Source organism: Streptomyces sp. NBC_01077 (assembly GCF_045162855.1).
Lineage (GTDB): Bacteria > Actinomycetota > Actinomycetes > Streptomycetales > Streptomycetaceae > Streptomyces.
This window is the reverse complement of the sequence record NZ_CP108669.1, coordinates 3,870,497-3,888,350: the sequence shown is the minus strand read 5'-3', so window position 1 is coordinate 3,888,350 and position 17,854 is coordinate 3,870,497. Positions and strand designations below refer to the sequence as shown.

At 72.5% G+C, this 17,854-nt stretch carries 15 protein-coding genes and 2 tRNA genes; 14 read left to right on the top strand and 3 right to left on the bottom strand.

The annotated features are described in order from the left end of the window. Positions 1–19: 19 nt before the first annotated feature. The 6 genes from OG462_RS17300 to OG462_RS17275 all read left to right on the top strand — a co-directional run bounded on the left by OG462_RS17300 (position 20) and on the right by OG462_RS17275 (position 5,569). Positions 20–1,078, top strand: coding sequence for a 2-aminoethylphosphonate ABC transporter substrate-binding protein (locus OG462_RS17300; RefSeq protein ID WP_406058536.1), 1,059 nt, complete (start codon positions 20–22; stop codon positions 1,076–1,078). Between the two features lie 164 nt (positions 1,079–1,242). Then, a complete protein-coding gene (locus OG462_RS17295; protein ID WP_406058534.1) occupies positions 1,243–2,778 on the top strand; it encodes an alkaline phosphatase family protein in 1,536 nt (511 codons plus the stop codon). A gap of 111 nt (positions 2,779–2,889) precedes the next feature. Further along, positions 2,890–3,669 (top strand): HAD-IIA family hydrolase, encoded by a 780-nt coding sequence (locus OG462_RS17290; protein WP_406058532.1) that lies wholly within the window; start codon positions 2,890–2,892, stop codon positions 3,667–3,669. Positions 3,670–3,743: 74 nt separating this feature from the next. Next, positions 3,744–4,394 (top strand): hypothetical protein, encoded by a 651-nt coding sequence (locus tag OG462_RS17285; RefSeq protein ID WP_406058530.1) that lies wholly within the window; start codon positions 3,744–3,746, stop codon positions 4,392–4,394. A gap of 2 nt (positions 4,395–4,396) precedes the next feature. Continuing rightward, a complete protein-coding gene (locus OG462_RS17280; RefSeq protein WP_406058528.1) occupies positions 4,397–5,065 on the top strand; it encodes a class F sortase in 669 nt (222 codons plus the stop codon). A 207-nt stretch (positions 5,066–5,272) separates the two neighbouring features. Beyond that, a complete protein-coding gene (locus OG462_RS17275; RefSeq protein ID WP_406058526.1) occupies positions 5,273–5,569 on the top strand; it encodes a hypothetical protein in 297 nt (98 codons plus the stop codon). 92 nt (positions 5,570–5,661) lie between these two features. Here the strand turns inward: OG462_RS17275 and OG462_RS17270 are convergent. Continuing rightward, positions 5,662–5,735 (bottom strand) — tRNA-Lys (locus tag OG462_RS17270). 184 nt (positions 5,736–5,919) lie between these two features. Here OG462_RS17270 and OG462_RS17265 point away from each other — a divergent pair. The 7 genes from OG462_RS17265 to OG462_RS17235 all read left to right on the top strand — a co-directional run bounded on the left by OG462_RS17265 (position 5,920) and on the right by OG462_RS17235 (position 15,041). Next, positions 5,920–7,299 (top strand): peptidoglycan-binding protein, encoded by a 1,380-nt coding sequence (locus OG462_RS17265; protein ID WP_406058524.1) that lies wholly within the window; start codon positions 5,920–5,922, stop codon positions 7,297–7,299. A 25-nt stretch (positions 7,300–7,324) separates the two neighbouring features. Then, positions 7,325–10,000 carry an SPFH domain-containing protein gene (locus OG462_RS17260; protein ID WP_406058522.1) on the top strand — a complete coding sequence of 892 codons (2,676 nt, stop codon included), beginning with the start codon at positions 7,325–7,327 and terminating at the stop codon, positions 9,998–10,000. A 129-nt stretch (positions 10,001–10,129) separates the two neighbouring features. Beyond that, on the top strand, positions 10,130–10,723 hold the full coding sequence (locus OG462_RS17255) for a lytic polysaccharide monooxygenase (RefSeq protein WP_406058521.1): 594 nt from the start codon (positions 10,130–10,132) through the stop codon (positions 10,721–10,723). A 68-nt stretch (positions 10,724–10,791) separates the two neighbouring features. Continuing rightward, positions 10,792–12,465, top strand: a complete 1,674-nt coding sequence (locus tag OG462_RS17250; RefSeq protein WP_406058519.1) for an AMP-binding protein — start codon at positions 10,792–10,794, stop codon at positions 12,463–12,465. A 20-nt stretch (positions 12,466–12,485) separates the two neighbouring features. Continuing rightward, the gene (locus OG462_RS17245) at positions 12,486–12,998 is read left to right on the top strand and encodes a hypothetical protein (protein ID WP_406058518.1); all 513 of its coding nucleotides are present in this window, start codon (positions 12,486–12,488) and stop codon (positions 12,996–12,998) included. A gap of 127 nt (positions 12,999–13,125) precedes the next feature. After that, on the top strand, positions 13,126–14,448 hold the full coding sequence (locus OG462_RS17240; RefSeq protein ID WP_406058516.1) for a sensor domain-containing protein: 1,323 nt from the start codon (positions 13,126–13,128) through the stop codon (positions 14,446–14,448). Beyond that, positions 14,361–15,041 (top strand): response regulator, encoded by a 681-nt coding sequence (locus OG462_RS17235; protein WP_406058514.1) that lies wholly within the window; start codon positions 14,361–14,363, stop codon positions 15,039–15,041. The genes OG462_RS17240 and OG462_RS17235 overlap by 88 nt, the downstream gene beginning before the upstream one ends. A 61-nt stretch (positions 15,042–15,102) precedes the next feature. On the opposite strand, the gene OG462_RS17230 is transcribed toward OG462_RS17235, so the two are convergent. Next, positions 15,103–15,176, bottom strand: a tRNA-Lys gene (locus tag OG462_RS17230). A gap of 102 nt (positions 15,177–15,278) precedes the next feature. Further along, positions 15,279–16,037 (bottom strand): IclR family transcriptional regulator, encoded by a 759-nt coding sequence (locus tag OG462_RS17225; protein ID WP_406058512.1) that lies wholly within the window; start codon positions 16,035–16,037, stop codon positions 15,279–15,281. Positions 16,038–16,464: 427 nt separating this feature from the next. Between OG462_RS17225 and OG462_RS17220 the strand changes: the two genes are divergently transcribed. Then, complete coding sequence (locus OG462_RS17220; protein ID WP_406058510.1) at positions 16,465–17,538, top strand: LLM class flavin-dependent oxidoreductase; 1,074 nt, start codon at positions 16,465–16,467, stop codon at positions 17,536–17,538. Positions 17,539–17,854 lie beyond the last annotated feature (316 nt).

Sequence of the window (17,854 nt, the reverse complement as noted above, 5' to 3'; positions counted from 1 at the left end):
CTCAGGAGAAAACGACGTTATGCGTACGTACGCCAAGCCGATCGCCGCCGTCACCGGCTCCCTCGTCCTCGCCGCGGGCCTCACCGCCTGCGGTGGTTCCTCCGCCGCCTCCGACGAGAAGATCGTCACCGTCTACAGCGCCGACGGCCTCAAGGGCGAGGCGGGCGACGGCTGGTACGACAAGGTCTTCGCCGACTTCGAGAAGAAGACCGGCATCAAGGTCAAGTACGTCGAGGGCGGCTCCGGGGAGATGGTGCAGCGCGCCCTCCGCGAGAAGAGCAACACCCAGGCCGACGTCATCGTGACCCTGCCGCCCTTCATCCAGCAGGCCGGCTCCAAGGGCCTGCTCCAGAAGTACACGCCGCAGGGCGCCGACCAGGTCGGCGGCGGCGACAAGGCGAGCGACGGCACCTGGACCTCCGTCGTCAACAACTACTTCGGCTTCGTCCACAACAAGAAGGAGCTGCCGGCCGCCCCCAGGTCCTGGGAGGAGCTGCTCGACGGCAGGTTCAAGAACAAGCTCCAGTACTCCACCCCGGGCGTCGCGGGCGACGGAACCGCCGTCCTCATCAAGGCGATGCACGACTTCGGCGGCCAGGAGCCGGCCATGGAGTACCTGAAGAAGCTCCAGGCCAACAACGTCGGCCCGTCCTCCTCCACCTCCAAGCTCGCCCCCAAGGTCGACAAGGGAGAGCTCCTCGTCGCCAACGGCGACGTGCAGATGAACTTCGCCCAGTCCAGGTCCATGCCGAACCTCGGCATCTGGTTCCCGGCCAAGGGCGCGGGCAAGCCCACCACCTTCGCCCTGCCGTACGCGGCCGGCCTGGTGGACAAGGCCCCGCACACCGAGAACGGCAAGAAGCTCCTCGACTTCATGCTGACCGAGGGTGCTCAGCGTGAGGTCAGCGCGGTCGGCGGCGGCTTCCCGGCCCGCAAGGACGTCAAGGCGACCGACGCCAACGCCATCGAACTGGCCAAGCTGATGGAGGGTGTCGAGGTCTTCGAGCCGGACTGGGCCGACGTCGACAAGAACCTCAAGACGTACGTCGACGCGTGGAAGTCCGCGACCGGAAGCTGACCGGGGCCGACGGGCCACTCAACGGCACCAAGAGTTCACCGTACGACTCTGGAAAGCCTCCGTTGATCGCGGAAAGATAACGGGTACGGACCAACGCCCCTGAGAAATCAGGGGCGTTGGCATGCCCGAGCTTCTTTCCACGGACTTCCACGGAGGACTCCGACATGCCGATCACCGGCATCTCCCGCCGCACCGTGCTCGCCGCCGCCGGTGCCACCGCGGCCGTCGCCGCCACCGGCCTCGCGACCGCCCCCGCCGCCCAGGCGGCCTCGCCCACGCTGCCCAACGGCACCAGCAAGGACAAGGTGCTCGTCGTCGGCATGGACGGCCTGCGCTACGACCGGATCGACGCCGCCCAGGCCCCGAACCTCAAGTCCCTGATGGCGAACGGCACCTTCGGCCGCTCCCTGCTCTACGCCAACCCGATGGCCGCGACCTCCTCCGGCCCCGGCTGGTCCACGATCTCCACCGGCGTCTGGCCCGACAAGCACGGCGTCAAGGACAACACCTTCACCGGCAAGAACTACGGCCAGTACCCCGGCTTCCTGGCCCGCCTGAACCAGGTCCGCCCCGAGCTCTCGCTCTTCGCCGCCGTCGACTGGCCCGAGCTCGACACCCACGGCACCGTCACCCCCGGCGCCGACGCCAAGCTCGTCCACAACAACGACTACGCCGTCAACGACCTCGTGATCACCGACGCCACCGAGGACATCCTGCGCAACCAGAACCCCGACGTCCTCTTCGTCTACTTCGGCGAGACCGACGAGATCGGCCACAACCACGGCGCCGCCAGCCCCAAGTACACCGACGCCATCGACGTCCAGGACGGCTACCTCGGCCGGCTGCTCGCCGGGATCAAGGCCCGCCCCGCGTACGCCACCGAGCGCTGGACGGTCATCGTCACGACCGACCACGGCCACACCGACGGCGGCGGCCACGGCGGCTCCTCCATCGAGGAGCGGCGCACCTTCGTCCTCGCCCAGGGCCCCGGCATCGCCGCCGGCGCCCGCCCCATCGACACCCGGCTCGTCGACGTCGCCGCCACCGTGTTCCGCCAGCTCGGCATCACCCCCGCCGCGTCCTGGGGCCTCGACGGCAAGCCGATCCAGGACCGCTCCACCGACCCCTTCGACAGCCTGTACGGGTCGCTGACCGGCCGCGTCGACGAGACGGGCATCCCCGCCGGGGTCCTCGGCTTCACCCGCACCGCGCCCAGCGGCTGGTCCGTCATCAACAACGCCATGGGCACCGGCGGCATGACCGAGTGGCGCGGCTGGTCCTTCGCCACCGACGAGTTCTGGTCCCGCTCCCAGCGCGACCAGTCCCGCGAGCTCAACGTGCGCGCCCGGGGCGTCTTCGCCGTCGCCGACTCCGACGAGTGGGCCGACAAGACCTTCTCCGGTACGTACGACTCGACCCTGGTCACGCCGGCGTACGGCGTCTCCGGCGCGACGCGGGTCACCCTGGACTTCACCACCTTCTACCGCCAGGAAGGCAGCCAGACAGCCCAGGTCCAGGCCGTCTTCAACGGCGGCACCCCGACCGTCGTGAAGAGCTACACCTCCGACGTCGTCTCGCAGCCCCAGTCGCTCACCGTGAACGTCCCCGCCGGGGCGTCCAGCGTGAGCTTCCGCTTCCGCTACACCGGTTCCAACAACTGGTACTGGGTGATCGACGGGGTCAAGGTCACGGCTTCCTGACTCAGGCCCTGCCCGCCCGCGCAGGCTGGGCCTAGTCTTGGGGGCGTCGCCACAGCGCTGTCGCGGCGCCCCCAGCACACCGCACATCTGTACGGCAGGAGTCCCGCACCCATGGCAGAGCGCAAGCCGATCGAATCCTGGCTGACCGACATGGACGGCGTCCTCATCCACGAGGGCGTGCCGATCCCCGGCGCCGATGCGTTCATCAGGAAGCTGCGGGAGACCGGGAAGCCCTTCCTGGTCCTCACGAACAACTCGATGTACACGGCTCGTGACCTGCACGCCCGCCTCGCCCGGATGGGTCTCGAAGTCCCCGTCGAGAACATCTGGACCTCGGCCCTCGCCACCGCCAAGTTCCTCGACGACCAGCGCCCCGGCGGCACCGCGTACGTCATCGGCGAGGCCGGTCTGACCACCGCGCTGCACGACATCGGCTACGTCCTCACCGACCACGACCCGGACTACGTGGTGCTCGGCGAGACCCGCACGTACTCCTTCGAGGCGATGACCAAGGCCGTACGGCTCATCAACGCCGGCGCCCGCTTCATCTGCACCAACCCCGACGAGACCGGCCCCTCCCTCGAAGGCCCGCTCCCGGCCACCGGCTCCGTCGCCGCGCTCATCACGAAGGCCACCGGCAAGGAGCCGTACTTCGCGGGCAAGCCGAACCCGCTCATGATGCGCACCGGCCTGAACGCGATCGGCGCCCACTCCGAGACGAGCGCCATGATCGGCGACCGGATGGACACCGACATCCTGGCGGGCCTGGAGGCGGGCATGCAGACCTTCCTGGTCCTCACCGGCCTGACCGGCGAGGACCAGATCGACCGCTTCCCGTTCCGCCCTTCGAAGATCGTCAAGTCGATCGCGGACATCGTCGACCGGGTGTAGCCGGCCGACCCGCGGGCCCCTGCGGATGCGAAGAGCCCCGATCCGGGTGACCCTGCCAGTATCAGGAGGTCACGATGCGTTCAGGTTCCATTGCTCTCCGTGCCGCAGGGGCGACCCTGGTGCTCGTACTGGCACCCACGGCCGGTAGCGCGTACGCCCACGACGGGGTGAAGGTCACCGTCACCCCGTCCACCGCCTCGCCCGGCGCCGACGTCGACGTCCGCGTCCAGGGCTGCAAGGGCACGACGGGTGCCGCGAAGTCCCAGGCGTTCGTCGCCGACGCGGCACTCACCGGCCGGGACGGCGGGGGCGCCCCGCTGTTCGGCGACACCACGATCAAATCCCGGCTCGAGAACGGCACGTACAAGGTCAGCGTGACCTGCGACGGCCATGACCACCCGGATGTCGGCACCGTGCGCGTCGAGCGCCAGAAGCCGACCCACGAGCCGACCCACCAGCCCACCCACCAGCCGACCCACCAGCCGACCCACCACCCGAGCCCGGTCGCCCCGGTCCGCGCCGGCGGTGGCGGCACCGCCGCCTTCGCCGCCCCGGCCGCCCCCGGAGTCGCCCAGACCACCAGCGAGAGCGGCCTCGGCACCCCGTACACCCTGCTCGGCCTCGGCATGGCGGCCATCGCCGCCGTGGCGGTCGCCTTCCGCAGCTCCCGCCGCCGCGCCGCCGACTCCGGTACGGGCACGGGCACGGGCACGGGCACGGAGTGACGGTGTCGTCCGGATCCCGCCCGGCGGGCAACGGGCGACTCGTCACCGGCGTGGCCTGGGCGCTGCTGCTCTCCGGGCTCTGGCTCTGGGGTCGCGACATCACCGAGGGCCCCGGGGGCAGCTCCGCGCCGACCACCGGCGACATCGCCGCCGTCGGCCGCCCGCTCGGCGTGGCGCTGCCCCCGGCCAGGGACCCGCTCGCGCCCGTCGAACCCCGGCGGGTGGAGATCCCCTCCCTCGGCATCACCGCGCCCGTCGTGGCGCGCGGCCTGGACAGCACGGGGGCGATCGACCCGCCGCCGTACGAGATGCCGCACACGGTCGGCTGGTTCGGCTCCGGCACCCGGCCGGGCGCCGCCGGCCCGGCCCTCCTCGTCGGCCACGTCGACACCGAGACCCGGCCGGCGGTCTTCTACGGCCTGAGCGCGGCCCGCCCCGGAGCCAAGGTCCGCATCACCCGAACGGACGGATCGGTCGCCGAATTCACGGTCGACGACGTCCAGGTCTACCCCCGGGAGCACTTCGACGCCCGCAAGGTCTACGGCGCGCGAGACCCCCACCGCGCGGAACTCCGCCTCATCACCTGCGGCGGCACCTTCGACCGGAAGTCGAACGCCTACACGGCCAACGTCGTCGTCTCGGCCTACCTGACAGCAGCGGAAAAGACCTGACGCCCGCCTGCCCCCGCCCCGCAAGGGCCCCGCACGCGGACCTGGCCCCGGTCGGCGGCACCACGTCCCGCAGTCGCCGCCGACCGGACCGGTCCTCGACCGCAGGGCTCACAGGCGCGGGAGGAGCCCGGCGCCACCGCGGGAGGTCTGGGTTCCGGACACTGTAGAGGCCCCGCCCCGCCCGGCCCAGAGGGCTGTCGTGTCCCGATGGCCGCGACCGCTCCGCACGTGCCCGACGGGCCCCGCATGTCCGCACGTCCGACCGCGTGCCGAGCCGGGTTCACGCTCCCGGCCATACCACCGAGGCCGCCACCCGCGCCGGGCGCGAGGCGCTCCTCGTCCTCCGCGGCATCCCGAACCGCGACTGCGGCCGGCACCCGGCGGGCGGCGCTGCTCAGGGCCGCGGTTCAGCGGCTCAAGCGGCACTCGGCCACCACCGTCCGCCTCGACGCGGGCAAGGCCGGCTGGGGCAAGCCGGCCGACCTCCGGGTCCCGCTCAAGTAACTGGCCCGCGACGCACGGTAGTTCGGCCGGTCGCAGAGGTCGGAGAACGACCAAGACCCCCTCACCATCGGTGAGGGGGTCTTGACTCTGCGTGCGCCGCCAGGGACTCGAACCCCGGACCCGCTGATTAAGAGTCAGCTGCTCTAACCAACTGAGCTAGCGGCGCCTGCTGACAGAGAGAACTCTACCCGACGTGCAGGTGTGCTCCTGACCAATAACGGTCACCTCCGGCCTGTCGGATGGTCGTATCAGGCCTTCGATCCGTCAAAATGCGATTTGTCCAGACAGTTGAGACACTGACGCCCGAAACCAAGGGTCAAAAGATCTTGACGAGTGTGGAGGGGAATCGCATGAGCGTGCCGGTCTTCGAGGAGTTCGAACCCGCGGCCGACTGCGGCTGCCCGGGGTGCGCCCGGCAGCGGCGTGACCTCGCGCTTGGTCTGCCGGTCCGGGCGGGCGGCCATCCGGCGGCGCACGGCGCCCGCCGCGCCCTGGTCCTGGTGACGGCGGCGGGCGTGGTCCTGGGTGGAGGCGGGGCAGCGGTGGCGACGGCTCTCCCCCCGCCGACGGTCCCGTTCACCCCCGCGGACCTTACGGACCTGGCGGACGGGTCGGTGCGGGCCGCCGACCCGGGAGCCGACACCCCGCAGGGCGGCCGGGAGCCGTTGCACGGAGCGCCGGGCCCCGGCGGGCAGCCCTCCCCGAACGCGACTCCGACGACCAGTCAGATCTCGACGGGCACCCTGCGGCAGACGACCCGGGCCGAGATCATCAACCGCGCCAAGCTGTGGGTGACCGCCCAGGTCCCGTACTCCATGGAGAAGTACTGGTCGGACGGCTACCGCCAGGACTGCTCCGGCTACATCTCGATGGCCTGGAACCTCCGCAGCAACGAGTGGACCGGCAGTCTCGACCGCTTCGCCGAGCGCATCGACCGCACCGAGCTGCAGCCCGGCGACATCCTGCTCTTCCACAACCCGGCCAACCCGACCCGCGGCTCGCACGTCACGATCTTCGGCGGCTGGACCGACTACACCCACACCTCCTACGTCGCGTACGAGCAGACCAAGCCGCTTACGCGGAAGCAGGCGACGCCCATGGCGTACTGGGAGAACTCCAGCCGGTACGTGGCCTACCGCTACAAGGGCGTCGTCAGCGGCGGAGCTACCGGCAGCATCGGCGGCGGGGCGACGCCCACGGCGACGCCGTACCCCGGCGTGGCGATGTTCGGTCCCGGCGCGGACAACGCGTACATCACCCAGCTCGGGCGGCTCCTCGTCGACCGCGGCGGCAAGAAGTACTACAGCAAGGGACCCGGCCCGAAGTGGGGTGACGCGGACCGGCGCGCGACCCAGGCGTTCCAGCTCGCACAGGGCTGGAAGGGCAAGGAGGCGGACGGCCTGCCCGGCCCGGCGACGTGGAAGCTCCTGGTGACCGGCGGGGGCAAGGGCATCGGCGGTTCGAGTGGTTCGAGCGGGTCGAGTGCGAATGCGACGGGGTTTCCCGGGCGTGGCTCCTTCCGTCCGGGCCAATCCAACGCATATGTGGAGAAGCTGGGCAAACAACTGGTGAAGCGGGGCTTCGGCAAGCACTACCTGTCGGGACCCGGTCCGCGCTGGACGGAGGCGGACCGCCGCAACGTCGAGGCGTTCCAGCGGGCACAGGGCTGGCGCGGCGCAGCGGCCGACGGCTACCCGGGCCCGGAGACCTGGCGGCGCTTGTTCCGATGACCCCGAGAGCATGAGGTGGACCCGAATGACGGCATCGACCCCCAACCCCGCGGATTCCGGCGCGGCGGCCTCACGTGACGCGGCCCGCACGGCCCGCCGCCTGACGGACGGCACCCTCCCCCGCACGTCCCCTCCCCAGGGCGCACCCCCGGGCACCCCGCCGACCTGGCAGAGCGCGGCGCCGGAGCCCGCGGCGGACGGTGCGGCGGGTGCGGGTGCGGGTGCGGTGGCCGATGCCGCTCCGGCACCCACCGGGGGTGACGCGCCGGCGTCCGCCCGGGACGGAGCGCCCGTGCCCGCGGGCGTCACGTCGAGCGTCACGGAGGGCGTCACGTCGGGCGCGGTGCCCGGTGTGTCGGCTCCCGCGCCGGAACCCCCTGCGGTGGGGGAGCCGGCTCCGGCCCAGGACGGCACCGCGGTGTCCGCGGGGGCCGGGGAGCCGGGGACCACGCGGCGCAGGGTCCTGGTGTGGCCCGAGCCGGGCGCGAGAGGCGGCAGCGCCGCGGAGGCGGCGACACGGCCGGACGACCCGACGGGACCCGACGGCACGTCACCGGGCCACGGGACGACGCCTGTCGGTACGCGGTCGGGGCAGTCGGGGGAGTCGGCCACGGCTGTCGTCGGTACGACGACGGGGCCGCCCGCCGCCTCGGGAACCGCCCCGACGGGCGCGGGCCAGGCCCCGGCCGAGCGCACCGTCCCGGCGACACCCGGGCCGTCCGGGGACTCCGCCGGTACGGCTCAGCAGGGCGGGTCGACTTCCGCCCCCGCCGGTACGCGGCCGGGCGCCCAGGCCGGCTCTGCCGGCACGTCCCCGGGACACCTGGCGGGACCTGCCGGTACGCAGCCGGGCGACCCGACGAGGCCTTCCGGTGCGTTGCCGGTCCGCCCGGTCGGGTCCGCTGCCGGTACGGCCACGGGGGCGCCGGCCACCCCGGGAACCGCCCCTGTGGTCACCCGAATCCAGCCCGTCGCGCCCGCCTACCCCGGTACGCGGCCGGGCGACCCGGCAGGGCTTTCCGGTGCGTTGCCGGTCCGCCCGGTCGGGTCCGCTGCCGGTACGGTCACGGGGGCGCCGGCCACTTCGGGATCCGCCCCGGCCGTTCGGCCGGAGGCGGTCGACGGCACCGCACCCTCGGGCGGGGGCAAGCACGCCCGCCCCGCGGCCTCCGCTCCCTCCTCCTCGAAGGCTCCCGCCGTCACCGTGCGGTCCGGTGGTCCCGCGCCGGTCCCCGTCGCGGTCACCGCGCCGACCGCCCCGACCGCCCCGACAGGCGCGGAGCCCGGCGACACGTCCGACCGTCCCGCCGAGCGCAGCGACACGCCCGACTTCGGGCGGATCGCCGGTGCCGGCGTCGGAGCCGTCGCCGTGCCCGTCGCCGCCGTCGTGCGGGTCGCGCGGCGGAAGAACGTGATCGGGGCCGAGACCACCGGCTCCATCCCGGTGCATCTGCTCTTCCGGGACGAGCCGGAGACCGCCGTTCCCCGCGCGCCAGGTGGCGACGACGGCGGTCCCGACACCGTCTCCATGGCGGCACCCACCCTGTCCAGGACCGGCAACGGACCCGCCATCCCCGGCCCGTCGAAGATCCAGGCCCAGACCCAGGCGGACGCCGCCGGCACCGAGGCCGCGAGCCGGGCCAAGTCCAAGCAGAGGCCCAAGCCCCTGCCCAAGGCGCAACCCAAAGCGCAGGCCAGGGCACAGGACAAGACGCAGGACAAGGTCCAGCCCAGGGCGCAGGCCAAGGCCACCACCGCCCGGCCCGCTCCCACCGCCCGGCCCGCTCCCACCGCCGACCCCGCCCTCGTCGAGCGGCCCGGGCCGGTGCTGCCCGGCTGGGTCGGCGTGGTCGGCGGAGCCCTCGCACTCGCCGGGTGCGCGGCCGTCGTGTGGTGGGCCGGGGCCGTGCCCGAGGAGGCCGCCCGGATGCTGCGGCTGCCGGAACGCCCGTACAACGGCATCCATCTCGGCCAGTGGGCGCTCCTCGCCCTCGGTGTCGTCCTCGCCCTGTTCACGCTCGGCGGGCTCGGCCGGGGCCGGGTCGGCTACGCCTGGGTGCTGACCCTGTTCGGCGACTACCGCGGCACGGTCCGCCGTACCGGTCTGCTCTGGGTCAGCCCGCTCCTGCTGCGCCGCCGGGTCGACGTACGGCTCCGGCACTGGCGCAGTGAGCCGCTCTCGGCCGTGGACGCCAAGGGCACCGCGCTCGATGTCACCGTGCTCGTGGTGTGGCGGGTGCGGGACACGGTCCGGGCGGCGCTCGGTGTCGACGGGCACGAGGACTACCTGCGGGAGCAGGTGGAGGCGGCCATGGCCCGGGTGCTCTCGCAGCTTCCGGCGGACGCCTTCCACGAGGACGCTCCGACGCTCCGGGACGCGGAGGCCGTCGGCGAGGCCCTGACGCGGATGCTGTCGGCGGAGTGCGCCCCGGTCGGTGTGGACGTGTTCTCGGCGCAGCCGACGCGGATCGAGTACGCGCCGGACGTGGCGGCGGCGATGCGCAGGCGTCGGATCGCGGCGATCGACGCGAAGCACCGGGACAGCGTGCTCACCTCGGTGGTGGACGCGGTGGACGACGTGGTCCACCGGCTGACCAGTCGTGGTCTGGTGGAGCTCGACGACTATGAGCGCAAGTCGCTGGTCAAGGACCTGACGGTGGCGTTCTACACGGGTCGGACGGGTCCTGTAGAGGGGGCGTGAAGGGATGGACATGTTCAACTTCCGTCCATACCTTGGTACTTGGTCCAGACCAAAATCGGTACGACGTACCACCGCACGCGTGCGCGCACGGCCCAACGGAACTCCCCCACGTTCTCCTGGAGCGACAGCATGCGCAAAAAGTCAGTCGGGGCGGCGGTGGTGGCGCTCGGCGTCGCCGGCGTCACCCTCTTCGCCACCGGTAGCGCCGGCAGCCACGGCTACACCGACTCGCCGATCAGCCGTCAGAAGCTCTGCGCCAACGGCACCGTGACCAACTGCGGCTCCATACAGTGGGAGCCCCAGTCGGTCGAGGGCCCCAAGGGCTTCCCCGCCGCCGGTCCCGCCGACGGCAAGATCTGTTCCGCCGGGCTCACGCAGTTCGCCCAGCTGGACGACCCCCGAGGCGGTGCGTGGCCCACGACGCAGCTCACGTCGGGGCAGAGCTACAGCTTCCGCTGGCAGTTCACGGCCCGGCACGCCACCACCGACTTCAAGTACTACATCACCAAGAACGGCTGGAACGGGACCCAGAAGCTCACCCGGGCCATGCTGGACCCCCAGCCGTTCCTGACCGTCCCCTACAACAACCAGCAGCCGCCGGCGACCCTCTCGCACTCCGGGACGATCCCGGCGGGCAAGACGGGCCGCCACCTGATCCTGGCGGTGTGGACGATCGCGGACACCGCGAACGCGTTCTACGCGTGCTCGGACGTCAAGTTCTGACGGCCGGGCGGCCCGGTGACCGTTCCTGACCGTTCATTTCTGATGAGTCGTCAGTTACAGTCCGGCCCATGAGGGGTGCGGACACCGTCGCGGAACTCGTACGGCGCCAATGGGGCGACCACCGGATCGGTCTGAGGGACGAGCACCACACCCTCACTCACCACCAGGTCGCCGCCGGCGCCGCCGCGCGGGCCGCACTGCTCGTGGACCTGATGCCACCCCTGCCGGGGGGCGAGCCGCACCTCGGCATCCTGCTCGACAACACGCCGGAGTACCCGCTCTGGCTCAGCGCGGCGGCCCTCGCGGGGGCCGCCGTCGCCGGGATCAACCCCACCCGGCGCGGGGCCGAACTCGCCCGGGACATCCGGCACACCGAGTGCCGGGTCCTGGTCACCCAGCGCGCCCACCTGCCGCTCCTCGACGGCCTCCCGCTGCCCGGCCTGCGCATCCTGGTCACGGACACCGACGCGTACCGGGAACTCCTCGCCCCCTACGGGTCCGCCCGCCCGGGCGACGCGCGGCTCGGGCCCGTACGTCCCGACAGTCGCTTCCTGCTCTCCTTCACCTCCGGTTCGACGGGCGCACCGAAGGCCGCGCTCTGCAGCCAGGGGCGGCTGGCGGCCGCAGGGGCCTCCCTCGTCTCCCACTTCGGTGTGGGGCGGGACGACGTCCACTACATCTGCATGCCGATGTTCCACGGCAACGCGGTGATCGCCGACTGGGCGCCGGCGCTCGCCGCCGGGGCCGGGGTGGCGTTGCGGGCCCGCTTCTCGGCCTCCCGGTTCCTGCCGGACGTACGCCGCTTCGGCGCCACGTACTTCACGTACGTCGGCCGGGCGGTGCAGTACCTCCTGGCCACCCCGCCCGGCCCGGACGACCGCGCGCACCCGCTGCGGCTCGGCTTCGGCACCGAGGCGGGGGCGGTGGACGCGGCCCGCTTCCGCGAGCGCTTCGGAGTGCCGCTCGTGGAGGGGTACGGCTCCTCCGAGGGAGGCGCGGCGATCCAGCGGACGCCGGACACGCCGACGGGGGCGATAGGCCGGGCGGCGCCGGGCGACGACCTGGCCGTGGTGGACGCGGAGACGGGCCGGGAGTGCGAGGCGGCCCGCTTCTCATCCACCGGCCGGCTCCTCAACGCCTCCGAGGCGGTCGGCGAGCTCGTCAACCGGGGCCGCAGCCCCTTCGAGGGCTACTGGCGCAACCCGGAGGCGGAGGCGGCCCGGCTGCGCGACGGCTGGTACTGGACGGGTGACCTCTTCTACCGGGACGCGGACGGATACCTCTACTTCGCGGGCCGTACGGACGACCGGCTGCGGGTCGACAGCGAGAACCTGGCGGCGGCGATGATCGAACACATCCTGGCCCGATGGGACCGGGCCGCGGGGGTGGCGGTCTACGCGATACCGGACCCGGTGGCGGGGGACCAGGTGATGGCGGCGCTGGCCCTGCGTGAGGGGGCGGTCTTCGATCCGGCGGAGTTCGCGACGTTCCTGGCCGCGCAGCAGGACCTGGGGACGAAGATGCCGCCGAGGTTCGTCCGGGTGACGGAGGAGCTCCCCCTGACGGCGACGAACAAGATCCACCGGGTGGCCCTCCGCCGAGCGTCCTTCCTCTGTCAGGACCCGGTCTGGTGGCGCCCCACGCCGGGCGCGCCGTACGAGCCCCTGACCCCCACGGCCGCCGCCGCGCTCCAAGCGGAGTACGCCCGCCACGGCCGGAAACCAAAGTTTACAAACCGCTGAGCGTTAACTAAAGTTGCCGCATGACCTCCTCTGAGATCACCCCCGAAGAACAGGTCGAGCTCGACAACGCCCTCTACGACGCCCTCAACCCGCTCGCGTCGGCCCTGCGGCAGCGAGCGTCAGGACTGCCGGCGGACCGCATGTGGGCGGCGGACCCGGTCGACGTGGCTCTGTCCGTACTGGCCGCCTGGAAGGTGGTGGACGCGGAGGTCAAGCGGCTGACGGCCATCGCGGCGGGAACCGCCGGGTCCTACGGCGCGAGCTACGAACAGCTGGGCGCCGTATGGGGCATCACCCGGCAGGGCGCCCGCAAGAAATGGCCCGATGCCGTCACCCGTTCGGCGAGCGTCGCACTCGAACTGTGGGGCGGAACGGCCGAACTGACACCCTCGTCCGGAGGCTGGGGCTGGACCGGCAAGGGCGCCGACGGAACGAGCGGCCCGGCGGCCGGCGACGACGGGTATGCGACGAGGGAAGAGGCGGCAGCCCACGCAGGCGCCTTCCTCAAGGAACACGCCCTCGACCAGCCCTAGGCCGTGCCCGGAGCGTCCCGGCACAGGGCCCACAACGGGGTGGGGGGGGGGTAGGTCCAGCCCCACCCCCGCCCCACCCCCCAGCCCCATCGCCCCGCCCAGGACGGCGGGCCTAACGTGGGGCCGCATGGAAGCCCGTACTCTCTGGCAGGCGCTCACCCGGCTCCGGTTCCCCCTCGGGCCCTGGCCCTGGCGGGCCGTCGCGTACCTGGTGAGCGGAGGGCTCGTCGGGGCCGCCGCCTGCGCCGTGTTCCTGCTGCTCGGGCTGTTCTCCGTGCTGCTCGTCGGGCTGCCCCTGCTCCTGCTCTCCGGCCTCGCCCTCGGCGGCATCGAGCGCCGCCGCCTCCGCCTCGTCGACCTCGACCCCGCCCCCGACCCGCACCGCGTCCCCACCGCACCCGGCCTCGCCGCCTGGCTCCGGCTCCGGGCGGGGGAGCAGGCGACCTGGCGGGAGTTCGCGTACGCCCTGCTCCTCGCCACCGTCCTGTGGCCGCTCGACCTCCTCGCGGTCGCCGTCGGGATCGGCCTGCCCGTCCTGCTCCTCGGCGCCCCCGTCCAACTGGCCGTGGACGGCCACGAGGCCAAGGTCGTCAAGGCGTACCTGGTGACCTCCTACCCGGAGGCCTTCGCCGCCGCCCTCCTCGGCGCGGCCCTTCTCGTCGCCCTCCTCTACCCCCTCGCCGCCTTCGCCGGCGCCCGCGCCGCCCTCGCCCGCGCCCTGCTCACCCCCCGCGAGACCGGACAGCACGGCGCGATCGGCGAGGTCATCGCCTCCCGCTCCCGGCTCGTCGACGCCTTCGAGGCCGAGCGGCGCCGGATCGAGCGCGATCTGCACGACGGCGCCCAGCAGCGCCTGGTCGCCCTCACCATGACCCTGGGTCTCGCCCGCCTCGACGCCCCGCCGGACGGCCCGCTCGCCGACCAGCTGGCGAAGGCCCACGCGGAGGCCGGGCAGGTCCTGACCGAGCTGCGCGAGCTGATCCACGGCATCCACCCGCAGGTCCTCGCCGACTACGGACTCGGCCCGGCCCTCGCCGACGCCGCCGACCGGTCCGCCGTGCCCGTCGCCACCGACGTCGAGTTGCCCCGGCTGCCGGATTCCGTCGAGAGCGCGGGCTACTTCGCCGGCTGCGAGGCCCTCGCCAACATCGGCAAGCACAGCGGCGCCACCCGGGCCAGGATCACCGCCCGGCACGCGGACGGTGTCCTGCGGATCGACGTCGAGGACGACGGGCGCGGCGCCGCCGACCCGGCCGGGGGCACCGGTCTCACCGGCCTGGCCGACCGGATCGCCGTCCTCGATGGCACACTGACGATCATGAGCCCGCCGGGCGGGCCGACCCTCCTCCGAGTGGAGATCCCGTGTCCCGCACTGACCACCGGCTCGGCACCGGCCGCAAGCTCCGCGTCGTCCTCGCCGAGGACAGCGTCCTCCTCCGGGAGGGACTGATCGGGCTCCTGGCCCGTTTCGGCCACGAGGTCGTCGCCGCCGTCGGGGACGCCGACGCCCTGCGCGAGGCGGTCACGGCCCACGATCCGGACATCGTCGTCACCGACGTCCGGATGCCGCCCGGTTTCCAGGACGAGGGGCTGCGCGCCGCGGTCGCGCTCCGTGCCGAGCGCCCCGCCCTGCCGGTCCTCGTCCTCAGCCAGTACGTGCAGCGCAGCTATGCCGCCGATCTCCTCGACGCGGGCGACGGCACCGGCGTCGGCTATCTGCTCAAGGACCGGGTCGGTCAGGTGGAGGAGTTCCTGGACGCCCTCGCCCGGGTCGCGGACGGCGGGACGGTCGTCGACCCCGAGGTCGTACGGCAGCTGCTCCGCCGGCACCGCGATCCGCTGGCGGCGCTGACCCCGCGCGAGCGCGAGGTCCTCGGCCTGGTCGCGGAGGGCCATTCGAACGGGGCGATCGCCCGTCGGCTGGTCGTGACCGAGGCCGCCGTCGGCAAGCACATCGGCAACATCCTGGCGAAGCTGGACCTGCCGCCGGCCGAGGACACCCACCGCCGCGTCCTCGCCGTGCTCACCTACCTCAGGGCCTGAGAAGGGGGAGGGGCGGGCACACGAAAAAGCCCCCGCTTCCGCGAGGGGCTTTCTCCGTCTGTGCGCCGCCAGGGACTCGAACCCCGGACCCGCTGATTAAGAGTCAGCTGCTCTAACCAACTGAGCTAGCGGCGCCTGCTGACAGAGAAAATACTACCCGGTCCCGCGGGGTGCTCATGACCACCTCGCGCGACCGGGCCGTCGGGACCCTCGAATGGCTCGGATTCCCCGGTTTCCTCAGAGCGCCAGCGCCATGACCACCGGCGCGGCCCGGCGGTTCAGCGTGTCGGCCGCCGCGCGCAGCCGGTGGGCGTGCTCGATCGGCAGGGAGAGTGCGAGGCAGCCCACGGCCGAGCCCGCCGTCAGCGGGACGGCGGCGCAGACCGTGCCCACCGCGTACTCCTGGAGGTCGAGGACGGGGACCGTCGCCGGCTGGCTGTCCAGTTTGGAGAAGAGGATCCGCTCGCTGGTGATCGTCCGGGAGGTGAGCCGGGCGATCTTGTGCCGGGAGAGGTGGTCCCGCCGTCCGTTCTGGTCGAGCTGGGTGAGCAGGCACTTGCCGACCGCGCTGGCGTGCGCCGCCGAGCGGAAGTCCACCCACTCGTTGACCTTGGGTGTGCGCGGACCGTCGGCGAACTGGGTGATCTTCACCTCGCCGTCGATGTACCGGCTGATGTAGACCGCCGCGCCGACGGAGTCGCGCAGCTCGGTCAGGGTCTCCTGGAGTTTCGCCTCCAGGGCCTCGCGGCGGGTCATGCCGGAGCCGAGGAGGACGAGGGAATCCCCGATCACGTACGCGCCGTCGGCGACCTGCTCGACGTACCCCTCACGGCGGAGCATGAGGAGCAGCGAGGACAGGTGGGCGACGGGCAGGCCGGATTCGCGCGCGATCTGGACGTCCGTCACTCCGCCACCGTGCCGTGAAATCGTCTCCAGGACGCGCAAGGCGTATTGCACCGAGTGGAACGGCGCGGTGGGCTCGGGCTTCAGCGCCACGGTTTCCCCCTACCAGGTTGTGACCGCAAGCTTTCGTACCACGATAGCCGCCAAGCACCGTTTACGGGGCGGCTGTTGGCGAGAATGATGCGGAGCATCCGGGCCCTGGGCTGGGGCGCACCACCCTGGCATATGCCCTGGTCATGAGTGCTCCGCAGAGTCTCAGGTCAGGGCCGTGCGCGAGGGTGCTCGCGCAGGCGTTCGGCCCTGGGGGAACCTGAGATTTTTTATGGGGAAACGGACGCGGTAGCGGCTGTTCCGGTCGCCTTCCGGCCTCCGTCCGGTGGCCGAGAACCATCGGGCGTCCTCCGGAATAAACGGAGACACCCTCCTGTTGTCACCCAGTCGAAGCCGATCCGGTCGTTTCAGCCGTTTTGGTCGATGCATGAGTCCGTAGTCCGTACGTCTGCCGAGGAGGGTCCCGAAGGTGACCGACGCTATTCGAGGAGAGGCGCGGGGCTCCGCGCCCGTACCGCTGTCCGTACTGGACCTGGTGACCGTCGGCAGCGGCAGGACCGCGACCCAGGCGCTCGCCACCAGCGTCGAGCTGAGCAGGCTCGCCGAGCGGCGCGGCTTCCACCGGCACTGGGTGGCCGAACACCACTCCATGCCCGGCGTCGCCTCCTCGTCGCCGGCGGTGATCCTCGCCCACCTCGCCGCCCACACCCGGCGCATCCGCCTCGGCTCGGGCGGCGTCATGCTGCCCAACCACGCCCCGCTCGTCATCGCCGAGCAGTTCGGCACCCTGGAGGCCTTCGCCCCGGGCCGGATCGACCTCGGCCTCGGGCGGGCGCCCGGCACCGACGGGGCCACGGCCGCCGCCCTGCGCCGGAGCAACACCCTGAACGAGGGCGCCGACGACTTTCCGGAGCAGCTCGCCGAGCTGACCCGGTTCCTGGACGACGACTTCCCGGACGGCCACCCGTACGCCAGGATCCACGCCGTGCCCGGCCCGGTGCAGGGCCCGAAGGGCCGCCCGCCGATCTGGCTGCTCGGCTCCTCCGGCTTCAGCGCGCGCCTCGCCGGCCTGCTCGGGCTGCCCTTCGCCTTCGCCCACCACTTCTCGGCGAGGAACACGATCCCGGCGCTCGACCTCTACCGGGAATCCTTCCGGCCCTCCGGGATCCTCGACGCGCCGTACGCGATGATCGGCGTCTCGGCGCTCGCCGCCGACGAGGCGGCGCAGGCCCGCCGCCAGGTCCTGTCCGGCGCCCTCGCGATGCTGCGGCTGCGCACCGGCCGGCCCGGTCTCGTCCCGACACCGGAGGAGGCGGAGGCGTACGGATTCAGCTCCGCCGAGCGGGAGTTCGTGAACGACTGGCTCGCGAACATCGTGTACGGCACCCCGGACGAGGTCCGTACCGGCCTGGACGACCTCAGGAAGCGGACGGGCGCGGACGAGCTGATGATCACGGCCAACGCGCACGGCGGGGAGGCGCGGCTGAGGAGCTACGAGCTCATCGCGGACGCGTACGAACTCCCGGAGCTCCCGGAGGAGTAGGGCGCGAAGGGGGGTCATGGAGGCCCCGGCAGGGTGGCGGGGAACCGGGGCGCCGAGTGGCGGCGAAGCGGGGCGCCGGGTGGCAGCGAAGCGGGGCGCCGCATTCCGGGCCGGGGGCGGCCGGGTAAAAACCCTGGTTTCCGCGACCGGTTGGTTCCTGCACGGATCCGGCCCGCTCCACCCCTAAGTGAACCTTAAACCGCTCGTCACCGATGGTGGCGGGCGGTTCCGTTTTGTGCTGCGCGCCTCTGACAAGGCCTTTCCTCCTCGAATTGGTCTAGTCCTCAATCTGGTTCAGACCATTGACGCACTGTTC